This window comes from Nocardioides potassii (genome assembly GCF_021648885.1).
Lineage (GTDB): Bacteria > Actinomycetota > Actinomycetes > Propionibacteriales > Nocardioidaceae > Nocardioides > Nocardioides potassii.
On record NZ_JAKJHZ010000009.1, the window covers coordinates 120467 to 143143 of the forward strand.

Genomic DNA, 22677 nt, shown 5'->3' on the forward strand with positions numbered 1-22677 from the left:
ATACCGTGCAGGTGTGGCAACCCAACTCAAGACTCCCACCCTGGTGAAGGGCGCTCGAGCCTCCCGTACGACGATCGCCCTCAAGCTGGGCATGGCGGTCAGCGGCATCCTCTTCCTGGGGTTCGTGCTGGCGCACATGTACGGCAACCTCAAGGCCTTCGCCGGCCACGACGCCTTCAACGAGTACGCCGAGCACCTGCGCGAGATCGGCGAGCCGATGCTCCCCCACGAGGGCCTGCTCTGGATCCTCCGCGTCGGCCTGATCGCCGCGCTCGTGGTGCACGTCTACTGCGCCGTCGTGCTGTGGCGCCGCGCCGCTCGCGCCCGCGGGACGCACTACGTGATGAAGAAGCACACCGGCGCCACCCGCGCGAGCCTGATGATGCGCTGGGGCGGCGTGACGATCCTGCTCTTCCTCATCTGGCACCTGCTCAACTTCACCATCGGCAAGGTCAACGTGCAGGGCGGGGCGACCAACGACCCCTACAACCTGCTCGTCGACACGTTCGACGTGTGGTGGCTGACGCTCATCTACATCGTCGCCATGCTCGCCCTCGGCGCCCACCTGCACCACGGCATCTGGAGCGCCGCCCAGACGCTCGGCTGGACCGGCACCGCGGCCAAGCGCCAGCGGGCCAAGACGGTCGGCTTCGTCATCGCGCTGATCGTCACGGTCGGCTTCTCCCTCGTCCCGCTCGCCGTCCTCGCCGGCATCATCACCAAGTAAGGGGTCACCGCACGTGAGCCACGACCACGACATGGACATGCCTGACACCGTCACCTCGACGGAGGCGTCCCACTCGGGACTGCTCGACGGCGACTACGACGACGCCATCGGCTACTACACGCCGGGTGAGCCGATCGTCGACGCGAAGGCTCCGTCGGGGCCGATCGCGGAGCGGTGGTCCAACCGCAAGTTCGAGGCGCGCCTGGTCAACCCGGCCAACCGCCGCAAGCTCTCGATCATCATCGTCGGCACCGGCCTGGCCGGCGCCTCGGCGGCCGCGACGCTCGGCGAGGCCGGCTACAACGTGAAGACGTTCTGCTACCAGGACTCCCCGCGCCGCGCCCACTCCATCGCCGCTCAGGGCGGCATCAACGCGGCGAAGAACTACAAGGAGGACGGCGACTCGGTCCACCGCCTCTTCTACGACACGGTCAAGGGCGGCGACTACCGCTCGCGCGAGTCCAACGTCTACCGGCTGGCCGAGGTCAGCACCAACATCATCGACCAGTGCGTGGCGCAGGGCGTCCCCTTCGCCCGCGAGTACGGCGGCCTGCTGGACAACCGCTCGTTCGGTGGCGTGCAGGTCTCCCGCACGTTCTACGCGCGCGGCCAGACCGGCCAGCAGCTGCTGATCGGCGCCTACCAGGCGCTCGAGCGCCAGATCTCCGCCGGCACGGTCTCGATGTTCACCCGCCACGAGATGCTCGAGCTGATCGTCGCCGACGGCAAGGCCCGCGGGATCATCGCCCGGGACATGGTCACCGGTGAGATCCAGACCCACCTCGCCGACGTCGTCGTGCTGGCCTCGGGCGGCTACGGCAACGTCTTCTACCTCTCGACCAATGCGATGGGCTCCAACGTGACGGCGGCGTGGCGTGCGCACCGCAAGGGCGCCTACATGGCCAACCCCTGCTACACGCAGATCCACCCGACCTGCATCCCGGTCTCGGGCTCGCACCAGTCCAAGCTGACGCTGATGTCGGAGTCGCTGCGCAACGACGGTCGCATCTGGGTGCCGAAGAACCAGGCCGACTGCGACAAGGATCCGCGCGAGATCCCCGAGGAGGACCGCGACTACTACCTGGAGCGGATCTACCCCTCCTTCGGCAACCTGGTCCCCCGCGACATCGCCTCGCGTGCGGCGAAGAACGTCTGCGACGAGGGTCGTGGCGTCGGGCCCGAGGTGGACGGCGTACGGCGTGGGGTCTACCTGGACTTCGCCGATGCGATCGACCGCCTCGGTCGCGACGCGGTGGCCAACAAGTACGGCAACCTCTTCGACATGTACGCCCGCATCACCGGCGAGGACCCCTACGCCGTGCCGATGCGGATCTACCCCGCCGTCCACTACGTGATGGGCGGCCTGTGGGTCGACTACGACCTGCAGTCCACGATCTCGGGCCTGTTCGTGACCGGTGAGGCGAACTTCTCCGACCACGGGGCCAACCGCCTCGGCGCCTCGGCGCTGATGCAGGGCCTCGCCGACGGCTACTTCGTCCTGCCGCACACGATCCGCGACTACCTGGCCGACGGCCCGTTCGAGGCCATCGGCGAGGACCACCCCGCGGTGCTCGAGGCCCGCGAGTCGGTCGAGCAGCGCATCGAGCACTTCCTCACGGTCAACGGCAGCCGCAGCGTGGACTCGTACCACCGCGAGCTGGGCAACATCATGTGGGAGTACTGCGGCATGGAGCGCAGTGAGGACGGCCTGAAGAAGGCGATCGACCTCATCCGCGGCCTGCGCGACGACTTCTACCGCAACGTGAAGGTGCTCGGCACCTCCGAGTCGCTCAACCAGTCCCTCGAGAAGGCCGGCCGCGTGGCCGACTTCTTCGAGCTGGGTGAGCTCATGTGCATCGACGCGCTCAACCGGCGCGAGTCCTGCGGCGGCCACTTCCGGGCCGAGTCGCAGACCGAGGACGGCGAGGCGCTGCGTCACGACGACGAGTTCGCCTACGTCTCCGCGTGGGAGTGGGCCGGCCTCGACGAGCGCCCGGTCCTGCACAAGGAAGACCTCGTCTACACCGCCATCGAGATGAAGCAGCGGAGTTACAAGTGAAACTGACCCTGAAGATCTGGCGCCAGAGCGGCCCCACGGCCGAGGGTGCGATCCACACCTACCAGCTCGACGACGTGTCCCCCGACATGTCGTTCCTGGAGATGCTCGACGTCCTCAACGAGCAGCTCAACGACCAGGGTGAGGAGCCGGTCGCGTTCGACTCCGACTGCCGCGAGGGCATCTGCGGCATGTGCGGGCTGATGATCAACGGCGAGGCGCACGGGCCGGAGGTCACCACGACCTGCCAGCTCCACATGCGCTCCTTCACCGACGGCGAGACGATCACGATCGAGCCGTGGCGCTCGGACGCCTTCCCGGTCGTCAAGGACCTCGTCGTGGACCGCGGCGCCTTCGACCGGATCATCCAGGCCGGCGGCTACGTCTCGGTCAACACCGGCTCGGCGCCCGAGGCCCACTCCGTACCAGTCCCCAAGGACGACGCGGACCGTGCCTTCAACGTCGCGACCTGCATCGGCTGCGGCGCCTGCGTCGCGGCCTGCCCCAACGGCTCGGCCTCGCTGTTCATGGGCGCCAAGGTGACCCACCTCGGCCTGCTCCCCCAGGGCCAGCCCGAGCGCGACGAGCGCGTGGTCAACATGGTCGCCCAGCACGACCACGAGGGCTTCGGCGGCTGCACCAACATCGGCGCCTGCACCGCCGCCTGCCCCAAGGAGATCCCGCTCGACGTGATCTCCCAGCTCAACAAGGACCTCCGCACGGCCATCAAGCACGGCCACTGAGCGTCGTCTGCTGTTTCGTCCGCCCGAGCGGTGGTCCACCCACATTTCTGGGCTCAGGAATGTGGGTGGACCACCGCTCGTCCGCGTGTTGGGCGACGACGCGCCCGTGGGCGGTGGTCCAGCCACATTCGGTGCTGCAGGAATGTGGCTCCACCACCGCTCAAGCCGCTCGCAACCTGCGAACGAGGTCCGTGATCGGCCGGAACAGGCTGTCCCAGTGCTCGCCGAAGTGCGGCGGGGGTCCGTCGTACCCGCGCTCGACCAGTGCATGGTGGACCAAGCGCACGACGGACTTCGGTGATCGCATCCGCTCCTTGGTGACCAGCTCGTAGGGCACGGCGTGCCGGCGGTAGAGGGCGTACCGGTCGATGTCGGCGAGGTACTGGCCCCGCTCGCCCTGGTGCTGCCCGCCTTCGAACTCGACGACCTGCTCGTAGTGCGCGAACCGGAGGTCAGGCGTCAGCTCGACCCCGGGAGCCACCTCGATCGCCACGTTGACGTCGGGCATCGGCATACCCGCGAACACCACGTAGGACAGCAGCTCCGCCTCCTTCATGGATCTGCAGCGCCCGTCGAGGAACGGCAGGACGTACGCCGTCTCCGGCACGCCGCGACGCCACTTCTCCTCCGTCAAGACCTGGTCGAGGAGGCCGAGATCGAGCCGTTGCTTGTTGAGCAGCACACAGCCCATCGTGATCGCGTCGATCAGGCGTGAGTCTGCGCACAGAGCGACGAAAGCGGCTTCGACGCTCACCCCCGCGTCGTCGGACGGCGGCATCTTGACGGTGCGGTGGAGGAACACGCCGTCCAGCTCGAGGTGGAGGTCGCCCTCCACCACGAAGTGGAGCGGCCACGCGTTGCCCAACGAGAACCCGAGCTGGCGCAGTCGGGTCGTCGCCGTCGTACGCGCTGACTCCGGGAGGGCCAAGCGTGCCGCCTCGACGTGGTCGGCCCAGGTCATGTCGTGGTCGCGGTGGACGTAGACGCCCTTGTGCAGCCGCCGGAACCGCACACCCTCGAGCACGCGAGCCGGGACGCCCGCGTCGAGGGCGTCCAACCGTCCGAAGGGCCCGTGGAGGAAGTCGTCGGGAATCGTGAACATCCGCCCATCGCCCCACGTCGGCGGACACTCGCGCTCGTACGAGCACGTGGGCCTGTGCACACGTCGCCCTCACGCCCGACTGTGGACGATCAGTGGCCCGGTGGGAAGCGGTGGTCCACCCACATTCGGCGATGCGAGAACGTGGCTCCACCACCGCTCGGTGGTGTGTCAGGTGCGGACACGCCCGTGAGCGGTGGTCCACCTACATTCCGACGCACGGAAATGTGGCTCCACCACCGCTCGGCGCAGGGTCAGTGGCGGCGGCGTACAACGGCTACGACCGCGAGCATCGCGGCGGCACCGGCGGCGAAGGGGCCGACCGGGGAGGCGGGGGCGGCCGACGCGGATGCGGGAACGGCGCCGGCGACTGCGGCGAGGTCGATCCGCGGGCCCTCCACGGTCTGCTCGGCGACGAGGCCGGCCTCGCGGGCGGCGCGGGCCTCGGGCGTCGTGTACGCCCACGATGCGGCGTACACCACGACGCGGGAGAAGTAGTTGATCCACACCAGGAGGATCAGGGCGATGCCGAACGCCTGGAAGGCGTCCGAGCTCGCCGTGGACTTCAGCAGCAGCGTCGAGACCTGCTTGAGGACCTCGAAGGCGATCGCACCCAGGAGCGCCCCGGACCACAGCGATCGGGTCGGGATCTCGGGGGTGGCGAGGAGCTTGAAGAAGGCGAAGAAGAGGACGGTGTTGGCCGCCATGCCCACGGCGACCGCCAGCACCACGAGCACGACCGCGCCGACGGGCCCGAGGTCGAGGAAGTCGAGGATCGGTCCCAGCACCTTGGTCGCCACGCCGGACACCGCGACGCTCACCAGCAGGATCGATCCGAGCGTGAGCAGCGCCAGCACGTCGCGCACCTTGCCCGCCACGAAGCTCGGCTGGTCCCGATCCGGCTCCTCGAAGACCGTGACGAGCGCCGTGCGCAGGCCCGAGAGCCAGCCCAGCCCGGAGTAGAGGGCGAGCACGAGCCCGACGCTGAAGATGCCGGGCGCCGCGCCCTGGAGCGTCTCGAGGCTCACGCCGTCGGGAGGACCGACCAGTCCGGGGAGGACCGAGTTCGCCGCGTCGACAAGGGTCTGGTCGGCCCGGTCGTAGACCTTGGTCAGCTGGCCGAAGACCGCGAACGCCAGCGCGAGGATCGGGAAGAACGACAGGAACGCGAAGTAGGTCACTGCCGCGGCGAGCGCGCTCCCGTTGACCGAGCCGTAGTGCTCGACCGTGCGGACGAGGTGGTCGACGAGCGGCCGGTGCTCGCGGACCTCCTGGACCCGCGCCTTGAGGGTGTCGACGAGGCCCATCAGCCGAGCCCGAACTCGCGCGTCGGGACCCAGCCCAGGCTGTCGTCGTGCACGTAGAGGCTGAACGCCGACGCGTCGAACGAGCACTCGAAGTCCTGCAGCTCGCCGAAGGCCCTGTCGAGCGTCGCGTCGTCGAGGTGGTGCGCGATGGTGACGTGCGGGTGGTAGGGGTAGTCCAGGTCGACGTCGAGCGGCCCACTGCGTACGGCGTCCGCCAGCAGCTCGCACGAGGAGATCCCCTCGGCCAGGGTCACGAAGACGACGGGCGAGACCGGGCGGAACGTGCCCGTGCCGCGCAGGTGGATGTCGAACGGCTCCACCGCAGCCGCGGCCGACGCGAGGTGCTCGGCCACCGGCTCGATCTCGTCCTCGTCCAGCTCCGTCGGCGGGATCAACGTGATGTGCGTCGGGATCTGCGCGGCCGTCGTGTCGCCGATGGACGTGCGGTAGTCCTGCAGCTCGCTCGCCCAGGGTTCGGGGATCGCGATGGCTACTCCGATGGTGGGCACGCCGTCGACCCTAGCTGCCGGCCCTCGGCAGGAACCCCACCCTGTCGTAGACGTCCCGCAACGTCGCGTCGGACACCTCCGTGGCGCGCTCGGCACCCGCGGCGAGGATGGTCTCGAGCTCGGAGCGGTCGTCGAGCAGCTCGTGCACCCGGTCGCGGAACGGCGTCACGAAGTCGACCACGACCTGCGCCACCTCGGCCTTGAGGTCGCCGTAGCCCTTGCCCTCGAACGACGCGACGAGGTCGTCGACGTCCGCGCCGCTGAGCGCCGCGTGGATGTTGAGCAGGTTGGAGACGCCGCGCTTGTTCTCGGGGTCGAAGCGGATCTCGGTCTCGGAGTCGGTGACGGCGGAGCGGATCTTCTTCGCCGTGACCTTGGGGTCGTCGAGCAGCCAGATGCAGCCGTTGCCACCGATGCTCTTCGACATCTGCTTCTCGGGCGTCTGGAGGTCGTAGATCTTCGCCGTGCTGGCGAGGATGTAGGGCTCGGGGATGCGGAAGGTCTTCTTGAAGCGTGTGTTGAAGCGCTGCGCGAGGTCGCGGGTGAGCTCGAGGTGCTGGCGCTGGTCCTCGCCCACGGGGACGTACTGCGGGCGGTAGAGCAGGATGTCCGCGGCCTGGAGGATCGGGTAGGTGAAGAGGCCCACGCTGGCCGCGCCCTCGCCGCCCTTGGCGGACTTGTCCTTGAACTGCGTCATCCGGCGCGCCTCGCCGAAGCCGGTCAGGCACTGCAGCACCCACGTCGCCTGCGTGTGGGCCGGCACCTGGCTCTGCACGAAGATCGTCGCCCGGTCGGGGTCGACGCCGGCCGCCAGGAGCTGTGCCACCGAGACCAGCGTGCGCTCGCGCAGCAGCTTCGGGTCGTGCGGCATCGTGATCGAGTGCAGGTCGGCGATGAAGAAGAAGGGGTCGAAGTCGTCCTGCAACGCCACCCACTGCTTCAGCGCGCCCAGGAAGTTGCCGAGGTGGAACGAGTCGGCGGTGGGCTGGATGCCGGAGAGCACCCGGGGCCGGGCAGGCGTGGAGTCGGACATGCGGGCGATTCTGCCAAAGCGCCCGGACCGGTCCGGTGGCGAGGGTCGGGCGCCGGCGGGCGGGACCACCCCAGGCTGTGATCCCGGCTCAGGCCGGCGCCGCGACCTCGCTCCGGATGCTCAGACGACCCAGCCGACGTTGTCGGCGACCAGGTCGGCCATCGGGTAGACGCCGCGCAGGTCCTGGCGCCGCTCGAACAGGCTCACCACGTTGCCCACGTTGCGGTCCGCCAGCTCGCGGCGCCGCTCGATCTCGATCGCGATCTTCTTCTCGTCCATGACGACTCCCCAAGGTCCGTCGGGCGGCGTGTCCGCCCTCGTTCCATTGGATCGTTCCAACCTCAGGCTACGCAACGGTTCCCGCTGTGTTAACAGCAGGAAAAATCAGCCGCCCGTGACGGCCCGGCCTCGCACGTGGAGCCGCGCGGAGACCAGCAGGATGGCGACCCCGGCGAGCGACAGCGCGAGGCCGACCAGGGCCGGGGCCCGCAGTCCGTAGCCGGCCGCGATGACCAGGCCGCCGAGCCACGCGCCGAGCGCGTTGGCGATGTTGAGCGAGGCGTGGTTCATCGCCGCGCCGAGGGTCTGCGCGTCGCCGGCGACGTCCATCAGCCGCAGCTGGAGGTTCACCACGAGCACCGAGCCGAGGACGGTGATCAGGAAGACGACCGGCAGCGCGGCCCAGCCGTGCGGAGCGGTGAGCCAGAAGGCCAGCATGGTGCCCGCCATGCCGACGCCGCCGATGATCAGGGAGCGGAAGATCGACCAGTCCGCCATGATCCCGGCGAGCCAGGTGCCGGCGACCATGCCGAGGCCGAAGAACAACAGGTAGACCGGCACCGACCGCTCCCCCAGTCCGGACACGTCGGTGACGACGGGGGCGATGTAGGAGTAGACCGCGAACATGCCGCCGAAGCCGACGGCGCCGGCCAGCAGCGTCAGCCAGACCTGCGGCACCTTGAACGCGCCCAGCTCGCGGCGACCGCTCGCCTCGGCGTCGCCGGGGCACGACGGCACGAACCACGCGACCAGCGCGAGCGTCACGATGGCCAGACCCGCGGCCGCCCAGAAGGCGGCTCGCCAGCCGAGCTCCTGGCCCAGCACGGTCGCGGCCGGTACGCCGATCACGTTGGCGACGGACAGCCCGAGCATCACCTGCGAGACCGCGCGTCCCTTGCGCGAGGGCCGCGCCATGCTGGCCGCGACCAGCGACGCCACGCCGAAGTAGGCCCCGTGCGGGAGGCCGGCGGCGAAGCGGGCCAGCATCAGCTGCTCGTAGGAGGTCGCGAGCGCGCTGACGGCGTTGCCGACCGCGAAGGCGGCCATCAGCGCGATCAGCAGCGCCCGGCGGGGCAGGCGCGCGCCGAGGAAGGCGAGCAGCGGGGCTCCGACGACGACGCCGACGGCGTACGCCGAGATGATGTGGCCCCCGGTGGGGATCGAGACGTCGACCCCGCCGGCGATCTGCGGCAGCAACCCCATCGTGACGAACTCCGTCGTGCCGATGGCGAAGCCGCCCATCGCGAGCGCGACGACGGCCAGGCCGAAGTGCCGCGCGGACACCGACGGCACGTCGAGGTCGGGCGCGGTGTCGTCGTGGGCAGCGGTCGTCATGGTCACAGAAGGATGCAAGACAGGGCCCCCGAGGAGGTATTCCTCGAAGGCCCTGCCTGTGACGCGCGACTCAGTGCGCAGTCGGCGTGCTCAGAGCGAGGCGAGCGCCTCGTTGAACGTCGTCGACGGACGCATCACCTCGGCCGCCTTGTCGGGGTCGGGGCGGAAGTAGCCGCCGATGTCGGCCGGCTTGCCCTGCACGGCCAGCAGCTCCTCGACGATCGTCTGCTCGTCGGCCCGCAGCGTCGAGGCGAGGTCGGCGAAGGCCGCGGCCAGGTCGGCGTCCTCGGTCTGCTTCGCCAGCTCCTCGGCCCAGTAGAGCGCGAGGTAGAAGTGCGAGCCGCGGTTGTCGATGGTGCCGAGCCTGCGCCCGGGCGAGCGGTCCTCGTTGAGGAACGTCTCGGTCGCCCGGTCGAGCGTCTCCCCGAGGATCCGGGCGCGCGCGTTGTCGTCGTACCCGGCGAGGTGCTCGAGCGAGGCGGCCAGCGCGAAGAACTCGCCCAGGCTGTCCCAGCGCAGGTAGTCCTCCTTCACCAGCTGCTGCACGTGCTTGGGGGCCGAGCCGCCGGCACCGGTCTCGAAGAGGCCGCCACCGTTCATCAGCGGCACGATCGACAGCATCTTGGCGCTGGTGCCGAGCTCGAGGATCGGGAAGAGGTCGGTGTTGTAGTCGCGCAGCACGTTGCCCGTGACCGAGATGGTGTCCTCGCCCCGGCGGATCCGCTCGAGGGAGTACGTCGTCGCCTCCGCGGGCGCCATGATGGAGATGTCGAGGCCCTCGGTGTCGTGGTCCTTGAGGTACTCGTTGACCAGCGCGATCAGGTTGGCGTCGTGGGCACGCGTCTCGTCGAGCCAGAACACGGCCGGGGTCTGGCTGGCGCGGGCGCGGGTGACGGCGAGCTTGACCCAGTCGCGGATCGAGGCGTCCTTGGTCTGGCAGGCGCGCCAGATGTCGCCGGGCTCCACGTCGTGCGACATGAGCACCTCGCCGGCGCCGTTGCGGACCTCGACCTTGCCGGCGGCGGGGACCTCGAAGGTCTTGTCGTGCGAGCCGTACTCCTCGGCCGCCTTGGCCATCAGGCCGACGTTGGGGACCGAGCCCATCGTGGCCGGGTCGAGCGCGCCGTGCGCCTTGCAGTCGTCGATCACGGCCTGGTAGACGCCGGCGTAGGACGAGTCGGGGATCACCGCGAGGGTGTCCTGCTGCTCGCCGTCGGCGTTCCACATCTGGCCCGACGTGCGGATCATCGCCGGCATCGAGGCGTCGATGATCACGTCGGAGGGCACGTGGAGGTTGGTGATGCCCTTGTCGGAGTCGACCATCGCGAGCGCCGGGCCGTCCTTCAGGCCGGCCTCGAAGGCCGCCTTGATCTCCGCGCCGCCGTCCACGGAGTCCAGGCCGGACAGGATGCCGCCGAGGCCGTCGTTGGCCGACAGGCCGGCCGCGGCGAGCTTCTCGCCGTGGTGGGCGAAGACCTCGCGGAAGTAGGCGCGCACGACGTGGCCGAAGATGATCGGGTCGGAGACCTTCATCATCGTGGCCTTGAGGTGGGCGGAGAACAGGACGCCGTCGTCCTTGGCCTTGGCGACCTGCTGCTCGAGGAACTCGTCGAGCGCGGCGGCGCTCATGAAGGTGCCGTCGACGACCTCGCCCTCGAGGACCTTCAGGCCGTCCTTGAGGACCGTCTCCTCGCCGCCGACGCCGACGTGCACGATCGCGAGGGTGTCGTCGGCGGGGATGACGACGGACTTCTCGTTGCTGCGGAAGTCGTCGTGGCCCATGGTCGCCACCGACGTCCTCGAGTCGCTGCTCCAGGCGCCCATCGAGTGCGGGTGCGACCTGGCGTAGTTCTTCACCGAGGCGGGTGCGCGGCGGTCGGAGTTGCCCTCGCGCAGCACCGGGTTGACCGCCGAGCCCTTGACCTTGTCGTAGCGGGCGCGGACGTCGCGCTCCTCGTCGGTCTGCGGGTTCTCCGGGTAGGCCGGCAGGTCGTAGCCCTGCGACTGCAGCTCGGCGATCGTCGCCTTGAGCTGCGGGATGGAGGCCGAGATGTTGGGCAGCTTGATGATGTTGGCCTCGGGCTTCGTGGCCAGCTCGCCGAGCTCGGCGAGCGCGTCGTCGATGCGCTGCTCGTCGGTGAGGCGGTCGGGGAACTGGGCGATCACCCGCCCGGCCAGCGAGATGTCGCGGGTCTCGACGTCCACACCGGCGGTCTTCGCGTAGGCGGCGATGATCGGGAGGAACGAGTACGTCGCCAGCAGCGGCGCCTCGTCGGTGTGGGTGTAGATGATCTTGGCCATGGGTAGGACATCTCCTGGGGATCGGGGTGGTCCAGCGATAACTCTTGACGTCAAGATACCTGACGGGGCGAATCGGGGCGACTCGCCTACCCTCGCACCCCGTCCGACGCATCGCTAGGGTGACAGCGGCCTACGGGGGGCCGATCACCACACGGGCCACACACGACCAGGAGGGCTGCTCGGTATGAGCGACACCACCATCGACACACCGTCCACCGGCCAGAAGTTCACGGCCGAGGCCCTGGGCACCTTCGTGCTCGTCTTCTTCGGCTGCGGGGCGGCCATGCGCAGCGGTGGTGACTACGTCGCGACCGGACTGACGTTCGGCCTCACCGTGGTCGTGATGGCGTACGCCGTCGGGCGCATCTCGGGCGGCCACTTCAACCCGGCCGTCACGCTCGGCGCCGTCCTCGGCGGCCGGCTCCCGTGGAACCAGGTCGGCATCTACGTCGCCGCCCAGCTGGTCGGCGGCCTCCTCGCGGGCGCCGCGCTCTTCGGGCTCAACCACGGCTTCGAGGGCTTCAGCGCCGAGGGCAACATGGCCCAGAACTTCTTCGGCGACCAGGGCACCGGCTTCGCCTGGTGGGCGGCGCTGCTGCTCGAGACGCTGATGACCGCCGTCTTCCTCTGGGTGATCCTCGCGGTCACCGACGAGCGCAACGCGATCAACGTCGCGATGGGCCCGTTGGCGATCGGCCTGGCACTCGCGATGATCCACTTCGCGTCGATGAGCGCGACCGGCACCTCGGTCAACCCGGCCCGCTCGATCGGCGTGGGCGTCTTCGCCGGCACCGACGCGATCGTCCAGCTGTGGCTGTTCGTCCTGGCGCCGCTGCTCGGAGCGGCGATCGCCGGCCTGACCTATCCCGTCCTGTTCGGCCACGGCGCCGAGCCGGTCGCCGGCTCCGGCCTCAGCTTCGGCGGCGGCCGCAAGGACCAGTTCGTCCCGGGCAGCTACGAGGCGCAGTGGAACCAGGGCCAGCAGGGTGGCTGGGGCCAGCCCGGCTCCGCGTGGGGCGCCCCGCCGCAGCAGCAGTGGGGCCAGCCGCAGCACCCCGACCCGTACGCCGCCCCGCAGCAGCAGCCCGACCCGTACGCCGCCCCGCAGCAGCAGCCCGGGCAGCCCGGCCAGTGGGGCCAGCCGACCCAGCCCTCGCAGCCGACGCAGCCCGGCCAGCCCGGCCAGTGGGGCGCTCCCCCGCCGCAGCAGCCCGCGCCCGGCCAGGCATCACCCGGTCACGGGCCCGGGGCTCCGGGCCACTGGGGCAACCCCGACGGTGACGACGACGGCCGCACCCAGGTGCGACGCCCCGACCAGCCCTAGCTGGGCCCGTTCGGCACCAGGACGGCGATCCACCCGTCGTCGAGGTCCTCGATCGACACGAGGCCGACACCCTTCTCGTACACGCTGCGGGACTCGGTGTCGGCCTCGTCGTGCATCTGGACCATGTCGTCCGAGAGCTCCTCGACCTGACGACTGGCCCGGGGCAGCGACGGCACGAGGTAGGTCGGCCACCCGTCCCCGATCCGCAGGTGGGCCGGCATGACGAGCCCGGCCTCCGCGCCGTCCTCGCCCGCACGCCACGACCCGGCTGCCAGCTCCTCGCCGACGACCCACACATTGCCGTCGTCGTCCTGCGCGTAGAGCCGGGTCTCGACGCTTGCCGTTCCGCCGTCACCGGGGTCGGTGGTCGTCTCCACAGCCGTCGCGGCGAGGCCGTCGACCGGGATCGTGCCGTCGCGCACGTCGACGACCAGCCTGCCGGCCGGGTTGCCGTCGCGGGTGACGTCGTAGGTCCAGCGGGTCCCGGGCTGCAGTGGCAGCCACGGGTTGTCGACGACGTCGACGAAGTCGGCCGCGTCGGGCGACGGGGTCGGGATGACGAGCCCGTTGATCCCCGGCTGGTCGTAGGGCTGCGGCTGGCCGACGCCCCCGCAACCGGCGAGCGCGGCGAGCGGCACGACGGCCGCGGCGACGCGCAGGCGTCGTACGAGCGCAGGCACGGACGCGGGCACGGACGCGGGCATGGGCGCCAGCATGCCAGCCGCCCACCAGCCTGCCCGTGCGACGGCGCTGCTAGCGTCAGCGGGACCAGGAAGACCACCCCTCACGAGGAGAAGACCCGTGACCTCCGAACCCCTGAAGGTGGCCGTCACCGGCGCCGCCGGCCAGATCGGCTACAGCCTGCTGTTCCGCCTCGCGAGCGGCGCGCTCGCCGCGGACCGTCCGATCGAGCTGCGCCTGCTCGAGATCGAGCCCGCGCTCAAGGCGCTCGAGGGCGTCGTCATGGAGCTCGACGACTGCGCGTTCCCGAACCTCGCCGGTGTCGAGATCGGTGCGGACGCCGAGAAGATCTTCGACGGCGTCAACCTCGCCCTCCTCGTCGGCGCGCGCCCGCGCGGCCCCGGCATGGAGCGGGGCGACCTGCTGTCGGCCAACGGCGCGATCTTCACCGCGCAGGGCAAGGCGCTCAACGCGGTCGCCGCGGACGACGTACGCATCGGCGTGACCGGCAACCCGGCCAACACCAACGCCCTCATCGCGATGAGCAACGCACCCGACATCCCGCAGGAGCGCTTCTCCGCGCTGACCCGCCTCGACCACAACCGGGCGATCTCGCAGCTCGCGGCCAAGACCGGCGCCAAGGTCACCGACATCAAGAAGATGACGATCTGGGGCAACCACTCGGCCACCCAGTACCCCGACCTGTTCCACGCGGAGGTCAACGGCCAGAACGCGGCCGAGGCCGTCGGCGACCAGGCCTGGCTGGAGAACGACTTCATCCCCACCGTCGCCAAGCGAGGTGCCGCGATCATCGACGCCAGGGGCTCGTCCTCGGCCGCGTCGGCCGCCTCCGCCACGATCGATGCCGCCCGCGACTGGCTCTTCGGCTCACCCGCCGACGACTGGGTCTCGATGGCGGTGGTCTCGAAGGGCGAGTACGGCGTCCCCGAGGGCCTGATCTCGTCGTTCCCGGTCACCACGTCGGGTGGCGACTGGTCGATCGTCGAGGGTCTCGAGATCGACGACTTCTCCCGCGCCCGCATCGACGCCTCGACGGCCGAGCTGGCCGACGAGCGCCAGGCCGTCACCGAGCTCGGCCTGATCTGACGCACTGACGCACGAGCGGTGCGTGAGGCGGCTTCCGGAGGTCCGGAACGCCCCTCGCGCACCGCTCGTGCGTTCTGGTGGTCGGGCAGGCGCTAGAAGCCGCCCGGCTGCTCGGGGATCGACCCGGCCAGGAAGATGAGGAGCCCGCCGAGCACGAGCAGGACGAGCGCGTCGAACACCTTGTGCCGTACGGCGAGCATGCCGGCGTCGCGGGCGCGGAGGACCAGCCGGACCAGGGCGCCGAAGACGAGCGCGCCGCCCATCAGCCGGATGCCCGTGCGCCACTGGCCGGCGTCGACCGCGACCAGGACGAGCGCACCCGTGACCACGGCCAGCACGAGCAGGTAGAACATCCCGCCGATCGTCGAGGGGTAGCGCCGCTCCTCCTCGGGAGGGGCGCCCTCGAGGTGCTCGGGCTCGGACGAGGTCATCGGGACGCGACGGACCTCTCGGCGATCTCGACGATGTTGCTCAGCAGCATCGCGCGGGTCATCGGGCCGACGCCCTTGGGGTTGGGCGAGACCCAGCCGGCGACGTCCCAGACGCCGGGGTCGACGTCGCCGGTGACCTTGCCGTCGACGCGGGAGACGCCCACGTCGAGGACGGCCGCGCCGGGCTTGACCATGTCGGCGGTGATGATGCCGGGCACGCCCGCGGCGGCTACGACGATGTCGGCGGTGCGCACGTGTGCGGCGAGGTCGCGGGTGCCGGTGTGGCACAGGGTCACCGTGGCGTTCTCCGAGCGACGGGTGAGCAGCAGGCCGAGGGGGCGACCGACCGTGATGCCACGACCGACGACGACCACCTCGGCGCCGGCGATCTCGACACCGTGGCGGCGCAGCAGCTCGATCGAGCCGACCGGCGTGCACGGCAGCGGGCCGGCCTCGCCGAGGACCAGCTTGCCGAGGTTGGTCGGGTGCAGCCCGTCGACGTCCTTGTCGGGGTCGACGCGCGACAGGAGGGCGAACTCGTCGAGGCCCGTCGGCTGCTGGACGATGAAGCCGGTGCAGGCGTCGTCGGCGTTGAGCTCGTCGATGACGGCCTCCACCTCGGCCTGCGAGGCCGTCGCCGGGAGGTCGCGGCGGATCGAGGTGATGCCGATCTCGGCGCAGTCCTTGTGCTTCGCGCCGACGTACCAGTGCGACCCGGGATCGTCACCGACCAGCACGGTGCCGAGACCCGGCACCACGCCCTTGTCCTTGAGGTCCGCGACCCGCTGCGCGAGCTCCGCCTTGATGGTCCGCAGGGTGGCTGCGCCGTCCAGGGTCTGTGCCGTCACGTCGGTCATCCTAGGGAGTCGGGTCAGTGGAAGAAGTGGCGCGCGCCGGTGAGGTACATCGTCACGCCGGCGGCCTCGCACGCCGCGACGACCTCCTCGTCGCGCACCGAGCCGCCGGGCTGGACTATCGCGCGCACGCCGGCGTCGATGAGGATCTGCGGGCCGTCGGCGAACGGGAAGAACGCATCGGACGCGGCGACCGCGGAGGTGACCCGCTCCCCCGCGCGCTCGACCGCGAGGCGGCAGGAGTCGACCCGGTTCACCTGGCCCATGCCGACGCCGACCGAGGCGCCGTCGGCGGCGAGCAGGATCGCGTTGGACTTCACCGCGCGGCAGGCGCGCCACGCGAACGCGAGGTCGGCGAGCACCTCGTCGGAGGCGGCCTCGCCGGTGGCGAGCGTCCAGGTCGACGGGTCGTCGCCGTCGGCGGAGAGCACGTCGCGGTGCTGCAGGAGCAGACCGCCGGAGATCGCGCGCGTCTCGGTGCCGCCGGGCGCGAGCGGCGGGCACTCGAGGACGCGGATGTTCTTCTTCGCCTGCAGCGCCTCGATGGCGCCGTCCTCGTAGCCCGGCGCGACGATGACCTCGGTGAAGATCTCGGCGACCTGCTCGGCCATCGCGACCGAGACCGGCACGTTGGTGGCGATCACGCCGCCGAACGCGCTGACCGGGTCGCACGCGTGGGCCTTGCGGTGGGCGTCGGCGACGTCGTCCCCGATCGCGATGCCGCACGGGTTGGCGTGCTTGATGATCGCGACCGCCGGCTCGCTGAAGTCGTACGCCGCCCGGCGGGCCGCGTCGGCATCGACGTAGTTGTTGTAGGACATCTCCTTGCCGTGGTGCTGCGTCGCCTGCGCCAGGCCGGGGCCGCCAGGCAGGAAGCCGTTGCTGTACAGCGCGGCGCCCTGGTGCGGGTTCTCGCCGTAGCGCAGCACGGCCTCCTTGTCCCACGTCGCGCCCATCCAGGCCGGGAATCCCGAGCCCTCGGACGTGTCGGTGAGCACGTTGCCCATCCACGACGCGACGTGGACGTCGTACGTCGCCGTGTGCACGAACGCCTCGGCGGCGAGGCGCTGCCGCTCGGCCAGCGTGAAGCCGCCGGCGGCCACGGCGGCCAGCACGTCGTCGTACGCCGCGGGCGAGGTGACGATGGCGACGCTGGGGTGGTTCTTGGCGGCGGCGCGCACCATCGACGGCCCGCCGATGTCGATCTGCTCCACGCACTCGTCGGGGCCGGCGCCGGAGGCGACGGTCTGCGTGAACGGGTAGAGGTTGCTGACGACGAGGTCGAACGGCTCGACGCCGAGCTCCTCGAGCTGCGCGACGTGGGAGTCGAGGCGGCGGTCGGCGAGGATCCCGGCGTGCACGCGCGGGTGCAGCGTCTTGACCCGGCCGTCGAGGCACTCGGGGAACCCGGTGAGGTCCTCGACCTTGGTGACGGGCAGGCCGAGCGACTCGATCAGCGCGGCGGACCCGCCGGTGGAGACGAGCTCGACGCCGGCGTCGTGCAGGCCGCGGACGAGGTCGTCGAGGCCGGCCTTGTCGTAGACGGACACGAGCGCACGGCGGATCGGGATGCGGTTCTCAGCGGACACGGGGACTCCTCGGACGGTGGTCGAGTCGAGGGGACCCAGGCGTTCGACCCCCTCGCGCGTCACTCCCTGGTGGTCACCCACCTGCGCCAGTCGTGTGGCAGCAGACTAGCGAGCGCCGGCGCCGATGCGAACCCGGCGGCCCTCCACCGCGATGCCCTCGCGCGCGATCCGGCCGACGGAGTCGACGAGCATCGCCCGCTCGGCGGTCTTGATCCGCTCGTGCAGCGACGTGACGTCGTCGTCCTCGGCCACCTCGACCGGCACCTGCGCGACGATCGGGCCGGTGTCGACGCCGTCGTCGACCACGAAGAGCGTCGCGCCGGTCACCTTGACGCCGTGCTCGAGGGCGTCGCGCGGGCCGTGCATGCCCGGGAAGGCCGGGCACAGCGCAGGGTGCGTGTTGAGGGTCAGGAACCTCGCCAGGAAGTCGGGCGCGAGCAGCTTCATGAAGCCGGCCGACACCACGAGGTCGGGCTCGAAGGCACCGACCTTGTCGGCGATCGCCCGGTCCCAGTGCTCGCGCGAGGTGTAGTCGTCGACGCGCGCCACGAAGGTCGGGACGCCGGCGCGGTCGGCTCGCACCAGTCCCTCGATCCCGTCCCGGTCGGCGCCGACCGCGACCACCCGGGCGCCGTACGACGGGTCGGCACAGGCGTCGAGCAGGGCCTGCAGGTTGGTGCCGGAGCCCGAGACGAGGACGACGAGGCGCGCGGGGCGGTTCACGCCCCAGATCCTAGGCGCGGTGGGACGGCGCAGGCGCAGCCGTCCGCTCCCGGAGCAGGCGGCTCGCGACGAGTGCGGCGATGCCGGTCGTGACGGGGACGGCCGCGAGGATCCCGAGTCCACCGACGAGGCCGCGCACCACCTCCTGCGCCACGACCTCCTGGCTGACCGCGATCCCGAACGGCAGCTGGAGGGCGGAGAACACCAGCATCAGCGGCAGCGTCGCACCGACGTAGGCGAGGACGAGCGTGTTGACCGTCGATGCGGCGTGCGAGCGGCCGATGCGCATCGCCCGAGCGAAGAGCGAGCGCGCGCTGGAGGTGGGGTCGAGGTCGGCGAGCTCCCAGACCGCCCAGGTCTGCGTGACCGTGACGTCGTCGAGCACGCCGAGGGCGCCGATGACCAGCCCGGCGAGCAGCAGCCCGCGGAGGTCGACCTGGGCGGCGATGCCGGAGATGTACTGGCTGCCCTCGTCGACCTGCCCGGTGAAGTGGCCGACGCGGGTGAACGCCCAGCCGAGGACGCCGATGACCACGAGCGAGACGAGCGTGCCGAGCATCGCGACCGTCGAGCGGACGTCGAAGCCGTGCGAGAGGTAGAGCGTGACCAGCATGATCGCGGCGGCCGTCACCACCGCGACCGCCAGCGGCGAGGAGCCCTCCATGATCGCGGGCAGGGTGAACAGCGCGATGAGCACGAGGGAGTACGCCAGGCTCGCGAGGGCTCCGATGCCGCGCCAGCGCGACAGCACGAGGACGCCGACGGCGAAGAGCACCAGCAGCGTGAGCAGCGGGCGTCCGCGGTCGAAGTCCTGGAAGGCGTAGCGCTCGCCCTCGGGCGCCTGCGGGGCGTAGGACACGACGATGCGGTCGCCCACGGCTACCTCAGGGGCTCCCGGGCCGTAGGGCATGAGCGCCTCGGCCGCACCGGGTGCGCCCGGACCGCTGACGAGGTCGACCTGCGCCAGCCGGCAGCCGTCGACGTCGTTGCGGCACTCGCCGATCCCCGTGACGACGGCCTTGCCGCGCTCGACGTCGGTGCCCACCCCGGTGACCTGCAGGTCGCCGTCGGGCCAGAGCACCGCGAGCCCGGCGACGGTCGCCAGGACGAGCGGGGCGACGAGGAGCGCGACCAGCACCCGCAACCGTCGCGGGGCAGGGCCGAGCGACGGCCGGTCGCCGTGACCGTGACCTGCTCCCACGTCAGTCCTCTGCGGGGGCAGCAGGCGTGGTGGGCTCGTCGGGCCCGACAGGCTCGTCCCGCTCGTCGACCGCGGAGGGATCAGGCCACGCGCGGTTGGAGCGCCACACCAGGAGCGCGACGAGGGAGGCACCGAGGAGCGCGCCCACACCGCAGGCGGTCACCGCGTGGACCAGCACGTCACGCGTGAAGGGTCCGACGAAGCGCATCCGGCCCGGGCCGGCGGCCCCGCCGGAGATCGAGGCGAGGACCGCGAAGCCGACACCGGCGACCAGCCCGCCGCCGCAGCCGGCGAGGGCGACCTGGTCCCAGGTCAGTGGACGCGGACGGAGCGTCCGGAAGGCGGCGACCGCGGCCACGAGCGGCGGGACCAGCATCGTCGCGCCGACCCAGCCGGCCGGCGTACCGGCCGACGGCAGGGCTGCGAGCAGCGGGACGACCGGCAGCGGGCCGACGACGACCGCCGCGGGCGAGACCACGGTGGCCCCACCGACGGCGAAGCCCGGCCCGAGCAGGAAGGAGCCGGCGAAGAGCGCGGCGTTGGGCGCGAAGGCGGCGTTGACGACGGCGTAGAGGCCGGCCTCGGCCGGGCTCGGGTGGAGGCTCGACGTCATCGTCGCCGCCTCTCCGAACGACACCACCAGCGCCAGCACGAAGGTCAGCATCGAGACGAGGAGCAGCAGGCGCAGGACCGCGCCCGCGACGGCCGCTCCCGCACGCACGGTGGGAGGCAGAAGTGCCGCCCAGATGGCGGCGCGGCCGGACCCGGTCGCGACGGCGGGGGCACCCACGAGGGCGGTCATCGCGACGGTCCAGGCGAGCACGTGCGGCACCGACGGGTCGGCCGTCGTCCCGGCCGCGAGGGTGGCGACGACGATCGCGACGACGACGTAGCCGGCGAAGAAGGTGGTGACGGCGATCGGAACGGTGAGGTCACGCTCGCCGTCGGAGATCCGGTCGGCGTCGGGACCGTGGCTCGAGATCGCGTCACCGACGCGGTGGCCGATGCGCCACATCGACCACACGATCATCGCGGTGACGCCGAGCGGCACGATCGTGACGCGGGCGCCCTCGATGGTGACGCCCGAGCCGTGCCCGGCCAGCCACGCCAGCGCGCCCACCCGCATCCCGTCACGCGGGGCGCCGTGGACGCCGGCGTCGGTGACGAACCAGCCGATCACGCCCAGGGCGAGGAGGACGACCAGCGGAGCCAGGGCCGCGCACGCACCACCGACGGTGGCGATGAGGACGAGCGGCCGCTGGCGGGGCGGGGCGTTCCGGGCAGCCCTGTTGCGGGCACTGTCGGGACGGGTCAGCAGCGACGTCATGGCCGATCCATCATCACCCGGCACCCGCGGCTGCCGGTGCTCCCACGCCGCACTCCCGGCCCTCCGGGGTCCGGCCGGGATCGATGTGCGCCGCGTGTGCCGCTCCCGTACCGTGGACGGGTCATGAGGAGCCCCGAGACCTTCGACGCCTACTACGTCGAGACACGTTCGCGCCTCCTGCACGAGGCGTACGCCCTCACCGGCGACGCGCCGGCCGCCCGGGCCGCCGTGCGGGACGCCTTCGTCGTCACGTGGCACCACTGGCGCAAGGTCGGTCCCCTCGACGACCGCGACGCCTACGTCCGCCCGCTCGCGTTCCGTCGGGCGCGGCGCCGGCACACCGCCCGCATCTGGCACCGCGACAAGTCGCTGGCCCCCGAGGTGCGCGCCACCCTCGACGCCCTCGCGAAGCTGACCCCGCGGCAGCGCGAGCTGCTGGTGCTCAACGGCCTCTCGTCACTCTCCCTGACCGAGATCGGCCGCATGGTCGGCCTCCCCCGCTCCGACGCCGAGCGGGAGCTGCAGACGGCGACGTCCCAGTTCGCGCTGGCGCGCGACGTGCAGACGACCGACGTACGCCGCCTGCTCGCCGAGCTCGCCACGCCGCTGGAGGACATCCGGTGGCCCCGCGCGACCGTCATCCGGCGCGCCGGGGCGGCGCGACGTCGTACGCACACCGTGATCGGCGCCGGGGTGGCGGCGGCCGCGCTGCTCGTCTCCGGCTCCCTGGTGGCGACCGGCGCCGACGCCGAGCCGACCAGCCTGCGCGAGGAGAAGGCGTCCGCCGGTGTCACCGTCCACGCGCCCGAGCCGGCCGGCACGACGGGCGAGCCGCTCATCGACGAGGCGGCGCTGCTCTCGCCGACCCAGGCGGAGCGGTTCGGGACCGGGCTCGACTGGTCGGAGACCGCCACCACGGACAACCTCTCCGGCGACGGCCTGCTCGCTCCCTGCCAGCGCGAGCGCTTCGCGGACCCCGACGGCGTCACTGCACTCGCCCGTACCTGGGAGGGCTCCGAGACGCGGAAGGTCGCGGCGAAGGGCACCGCGAAGGGCAAGAAGAAGGGCACCACCACGCAGACCCGGGTGACGTCGACCGCCGTGGAGATGGTGGAGATGTCGCGCGACGCCGACCGGGCGGCGACCGCCTTCGAGACCGCGTCGGTCTGGTACGCCGGGTGCGCCGACCCGCGCACCCAGCTCCTCGACACCCGGACCGTGAAGCGCGTCGGGGACGAGGCCCGCGCGCTGCGGCTGCGGACGTGGGGCAAGCAGAAGTCGACGCTCACCGTCGGCCTCGCCCGCACCGGGAGCATGGTGGTCACCACCGTCGTGCGCAGCGACGGCCGACCGCCCAGTGACAAGGCGACGCTCACCGGGCTCGCCGCCTCGGTCAACGCCCTCTGCGGCACCGACGGCGCGGGCGCGTGCGCGGGACGGGCACGGTCCACCCGGACCGCTCCCCTCGACATCGGCTCGCCGCCGGGCTTCCTGTCGGTCGTCGACCTGCCGCCGGTCGCCTCCGTCCGCGGCCCGTGGGTCGGCACGGACCCCGAGAAGGCGCGCACCAACTTCGCCGCCACCCGCTGCGACCGGACGAGCTTCACCGGCGGCGGCATCTCGCGTGCGAAGACCCGCACCTTCGTCTTCCTCGAGACCCCCAACGCCACCCAGCTCGGCCTGACGCAGACGATCGGCGAGATGAGCCCGGCCCGGGCGAGGAAGTTCGTCGAGACCGTCCGCACCCGGATCCGCCAGTGCGGCCAGGCCAACCTCGGCACGTCGGTGACCCCGCTCGCCTCGTCGTCGACGAAGACGACGGACCTCAGCGTCTGGGCGCTGTCGATCGAGCTCAACGACAGCGAATCGTTCCCGTTCCTGATGGCGATCGTGCGGGACGGCACGGCCGTCTCGCAGCTCGGGTTCGCCCCGGTCCGGGACATGACGATGTCGCGGGACGACTTCGTGGCCCTCGCCCGGCGCATGGTCGAGCGGCTCGAGGCACTCCCCCGCTGAACGATCCCGGCTGATGAGGCAACCTTTTCGCCACG

Annotated in this window: 20 protein-coding genes and 1 riboswitch; of the genes, 6 read left to right on the forward strand and 14 right to left on the reverse strand. The window is 71.4% G+C overall.

Translation table 11 applies throughout. The features are described 5' to 3' along the window. The first annotated feature begins 13 nt into the window (after window positions 1-13). Genes L2K70_RS14330 through L2K70_RS14340 form a run of 3 tightly spaced genes read left to right on the forward strand, consistent with a single transcriptional unit; the run spans window position 14 to window position 3526 of the window. The gene (locus tag L2K70_RS14330) at window positions 14-727 is read left to right on the forward strand and encodes a succinate dehydrogenase cytochrome b subunit (RefSeq protein WP_236402859.1); all 714 of its coding nucleotides are present in this window, start codon (window positions 14-16) and stop codon (window positions 725-727) included. Window positions 728-764: 37 nt separating this feature from the next. Next, on the forward strand, window positions 765-2786 hold the full coding sequence (locus L2K70_RS14335) for a fumarate reductase/succinate dehydrogenase flavoprotein subunit (RefSeq protein WP_236402860.1): 2022 nt from the start codon (window positions 765-767) through the stop codon (window positions 2784-2786). After that, window positions 2783-3526: a succinate dehydrogenase/fumarate reductase iron-sulfur subunit gene (locus L2K70_RS14340; protein WP_236402861.1), complete on the forward strand. Its 744-nt coding sequence runs from the start codon at window positions 2783-2785 to the stop codon at window positions 3524-3526. The genes L2K70_RS14335 and L2K70_RS14340 overlap by 4 nt, the downstream gene beginning before the upstream one ends. Window positions 3527-3686: 160 nt before the next feature. On the opposite strand, the gene L2K70_RS14345 is transcribed toward L2K70_RS14340, so the two are convergent. From L2K70_RS14345 to L2K70_RS14375, 7 genes are all read right to left on the reverse strand, one after another. After that, the gene (locus L2K70_RS14345) at window positions 3687-4628 is read right to left on the reverse strand and encodes a hypothetical protein (RefSeq protein ID WP_236402862.1); all 942 of its coding nucleotides are present in this window, start codon (window positions 4626-4628) and stop codon (window positions 3687-3689) included. Between the two features lie 251 nt (window positions 4629-4879). Further along, window positions 4880-5932 carry a YihY/virulence factor BrkB family protein gene (locus L2K70_RS14350; RefSeq protein WP_236402863.1) on the reverse strand — a complete coding sequence of 351 codons (1053 nt, stop codon included), beginning with the start codon at window positions 5930-5932 and terminating at the stop codon, window positions 4880-4882. Continuing rightward, window positions 5932-6441, reverse strand: a complete 510-nt coding sequence (locus L2K70_RS14355; protein WP_236402864.1) for a 2'-5' RNA ligase family protein — start codon at window positions 6439-6441, stop codon at window positions 5932-5934. The genes L2K70_RS14350 and L2K70_RS14355 overlap by 1 nt, the downstream gene beginning before the upstream one ends. Window positions 6442-6451: 10 nt before the next feature. Continuing rightward, window positions 6452-7474, reverse strand: a complete 1023-nt coding sequence (gene trpS, locus L2K70_RS14360) for a tryptophan--tRNA ligase (RefSeq protein WP_236402865.1) — start codon at window positions 7472-7474, stop codon at window positions 6452-6454. A 120-nt stretch (window positions 7475-7594) separates the two neighbouring features. Continuing rightward, on the reverse strand, window positions 7595-7753 hold the full coding sequence (locus tag L2K70_RS14365; protein ID WP_236402866.1) for a hypothetical protein: 159 nt from the start codon (window positions 7751-7753) through the stop codon (window positions 7595-7597). Window positions 7754-7858: 105 nt separating this feature from the next. Next, window positions 7859-9088: an MFS transporter gene (locus tag L2K70_RS14370; protein ID WP_236402867.1), complete on the reverse strand. Its 1230-nt coding sequence runs from the start codon at window positions 9086-9088 to the stop codon at window positions 7859-7861. Between the two features lie 90 nt (window positions 9089-9178). Further along, on the reverse strand, window positions 9179-11389 hold the full coding sequence (locus tag L2K70_RS14375; RefSeq protein ID WP_236402868.1) for an NADP-dependent isocitrate dehydrogenase: 2211 nt from the start codon (window positions 11387-11389) through the stop codon (window positions 9179-9181). A gap of 184 nt (window positions 11390-11573) precedes the next feature. Between L2K70_RS14375 and L2K70_RS14380 the strand changes: the two genes are divergently transcribed. Next, window positions 11574-12713: an aquaporin gene (locus L2K70_RS14380; RefSeq protein ID WP_236402869.1), complete on the forward strand. Its 1140-nt coding sequence runs from the start codon at window positions 11574-11576 to the stop codon at window positions 12711-12713. Here the strand turns inward: L2K70_RS14380 and L2K70_RS14385 are convergent. Next, the gene (locus L2K70_RS14385; RefSeq protein ID WP_236402870.1) at window positions 12710-13417 is read right to left on the reverse strand and encodes a hypothetical protein; all 708 of its coding nucleotides are present in this window, start codon (window positions 13415-13417) and stop codon (window positions 12710-12712) included. The two genes, L2K70_RS14380 and L2K70_RS14385, sit on opposite strands and share 4 nt — an antisense overlap. Before the next feature lie 97 nt (window positions 13418-13514). On the opposite strand from L2K70_RS14385, the gene L2K70_RS14390 reads away from it, so the two are divergent. Further along, entirely contained in the window at window positions 13515-14501 is a 987-nt protein-coding gene (locus L2K70_RS14390; RefSeq protein WP_236402871.1) for a malate dehydrogenase, read from the forward strand. Window positions 14502-14593: 92 nt separating this feature from the next. On the opposite strand, the gene L2K70_RS14395 is transcribed toward L2K70_RS14390, so the two are convergent. From L2K70_RS14395 to L2K70_RS14420, 6 genes are all read right to left on the reverse strand, one after another. Continuing rightward, on the reverse strand, window positions 14594-14932 hold the full coding sequence (locus tag L2K70_RS14395) for a DUF3017 domain-containing protein (RefSeq protein ID WP_236402872.1): 339 nt from the start codon (window positions 14930-14932) through the stop codon (window positions 14594-14596). Beyond that, window positions 14929-15780, reverse strand: coding sequence for a bifunctional methylenetetrahydrofolate dehydrogenase/methenyltetrahydrofolate cyclohydrolase (locus L2K70_RS14400; protein ID WP_236402873.1), 852 nt, complete (start codon window positions 15778-15780; stop codon window positions 14929-14931). Before L2K70_RS14400 ends, L2K70_RS14395 begins: the two co-directional genes overlap by 4 nt. A gap of 23 nt (window positions 15781-15803) precedes the next feature. Continuing rightward, complete coding sequence (gene purH / locus L2K70_RS14405; RefSeq protein ID WP_236402874.1) at window positions 15804-17375, reverse strand: bifunctional phosphoribosylaminoimidazolecarboxamide formyltransferase/IMP cyclohydrolase; 1572 nt, start codon at window positions 17373-17375, stop codon at window positions 15804-15806. A gap of 26 nt (window positions 17376-17401) precedes the next feature. Next, window positions 17402-17479: riboswitch (ZMP/ZTP riboswitch) on the reverse strand. Window position 17480: 1 nt separating this feature from the next. Next, window positions 17481-18107, reverse strand: coding sequence for a phosphoribosylglycinamide formyltransferase (gene purN, locus L2K70_RS14410; protein ID WP_236403511.1), 627 nt, complete (start codon window positions 18105-18107; stop codon window positions 17481-17483). 1 nt (window position 18108) lies between these two features. Further along, complete coding sequence (locus L2K70_RS14415) at window positions 18109-19299, reverse strand: YibE/F family protein (protein ID WP_236402875.1); 1191 nt, start codon at window positions 19297-19299, stop codon at window positions 18109-18111. Between the two features lies 1 nt (window position 19300). Continuing rightward, window positions 19301-20626: a cell division protein PerM gene (locus L2K70_RS14420; protein ID WP_236402876.1), complete on the reverse strand. Its 1326-nt coding sequence runs from the start codon at window positions 20624-20626 to the stop codon at window positions 19301-19303. A gap of 123 nt (window positions 20627-20749) precedes the next feature. On the opposite strand from L2K70_RS14420, the gene L2K70_RS14425 reads away from it, so the two are divergent. Then, window positions 20750-22642, forward strand: a complete 1893-nt coding sequence (locus tag L2K70_RS14425) for a SigE family RNA polymerase sigma factor (protein WP_236402877.1) — start codon at window positions 20750-20752, stop codon at window positions 22640-22642. Window positions 22643-22677 lie beyond the last annotated feature (35 nt).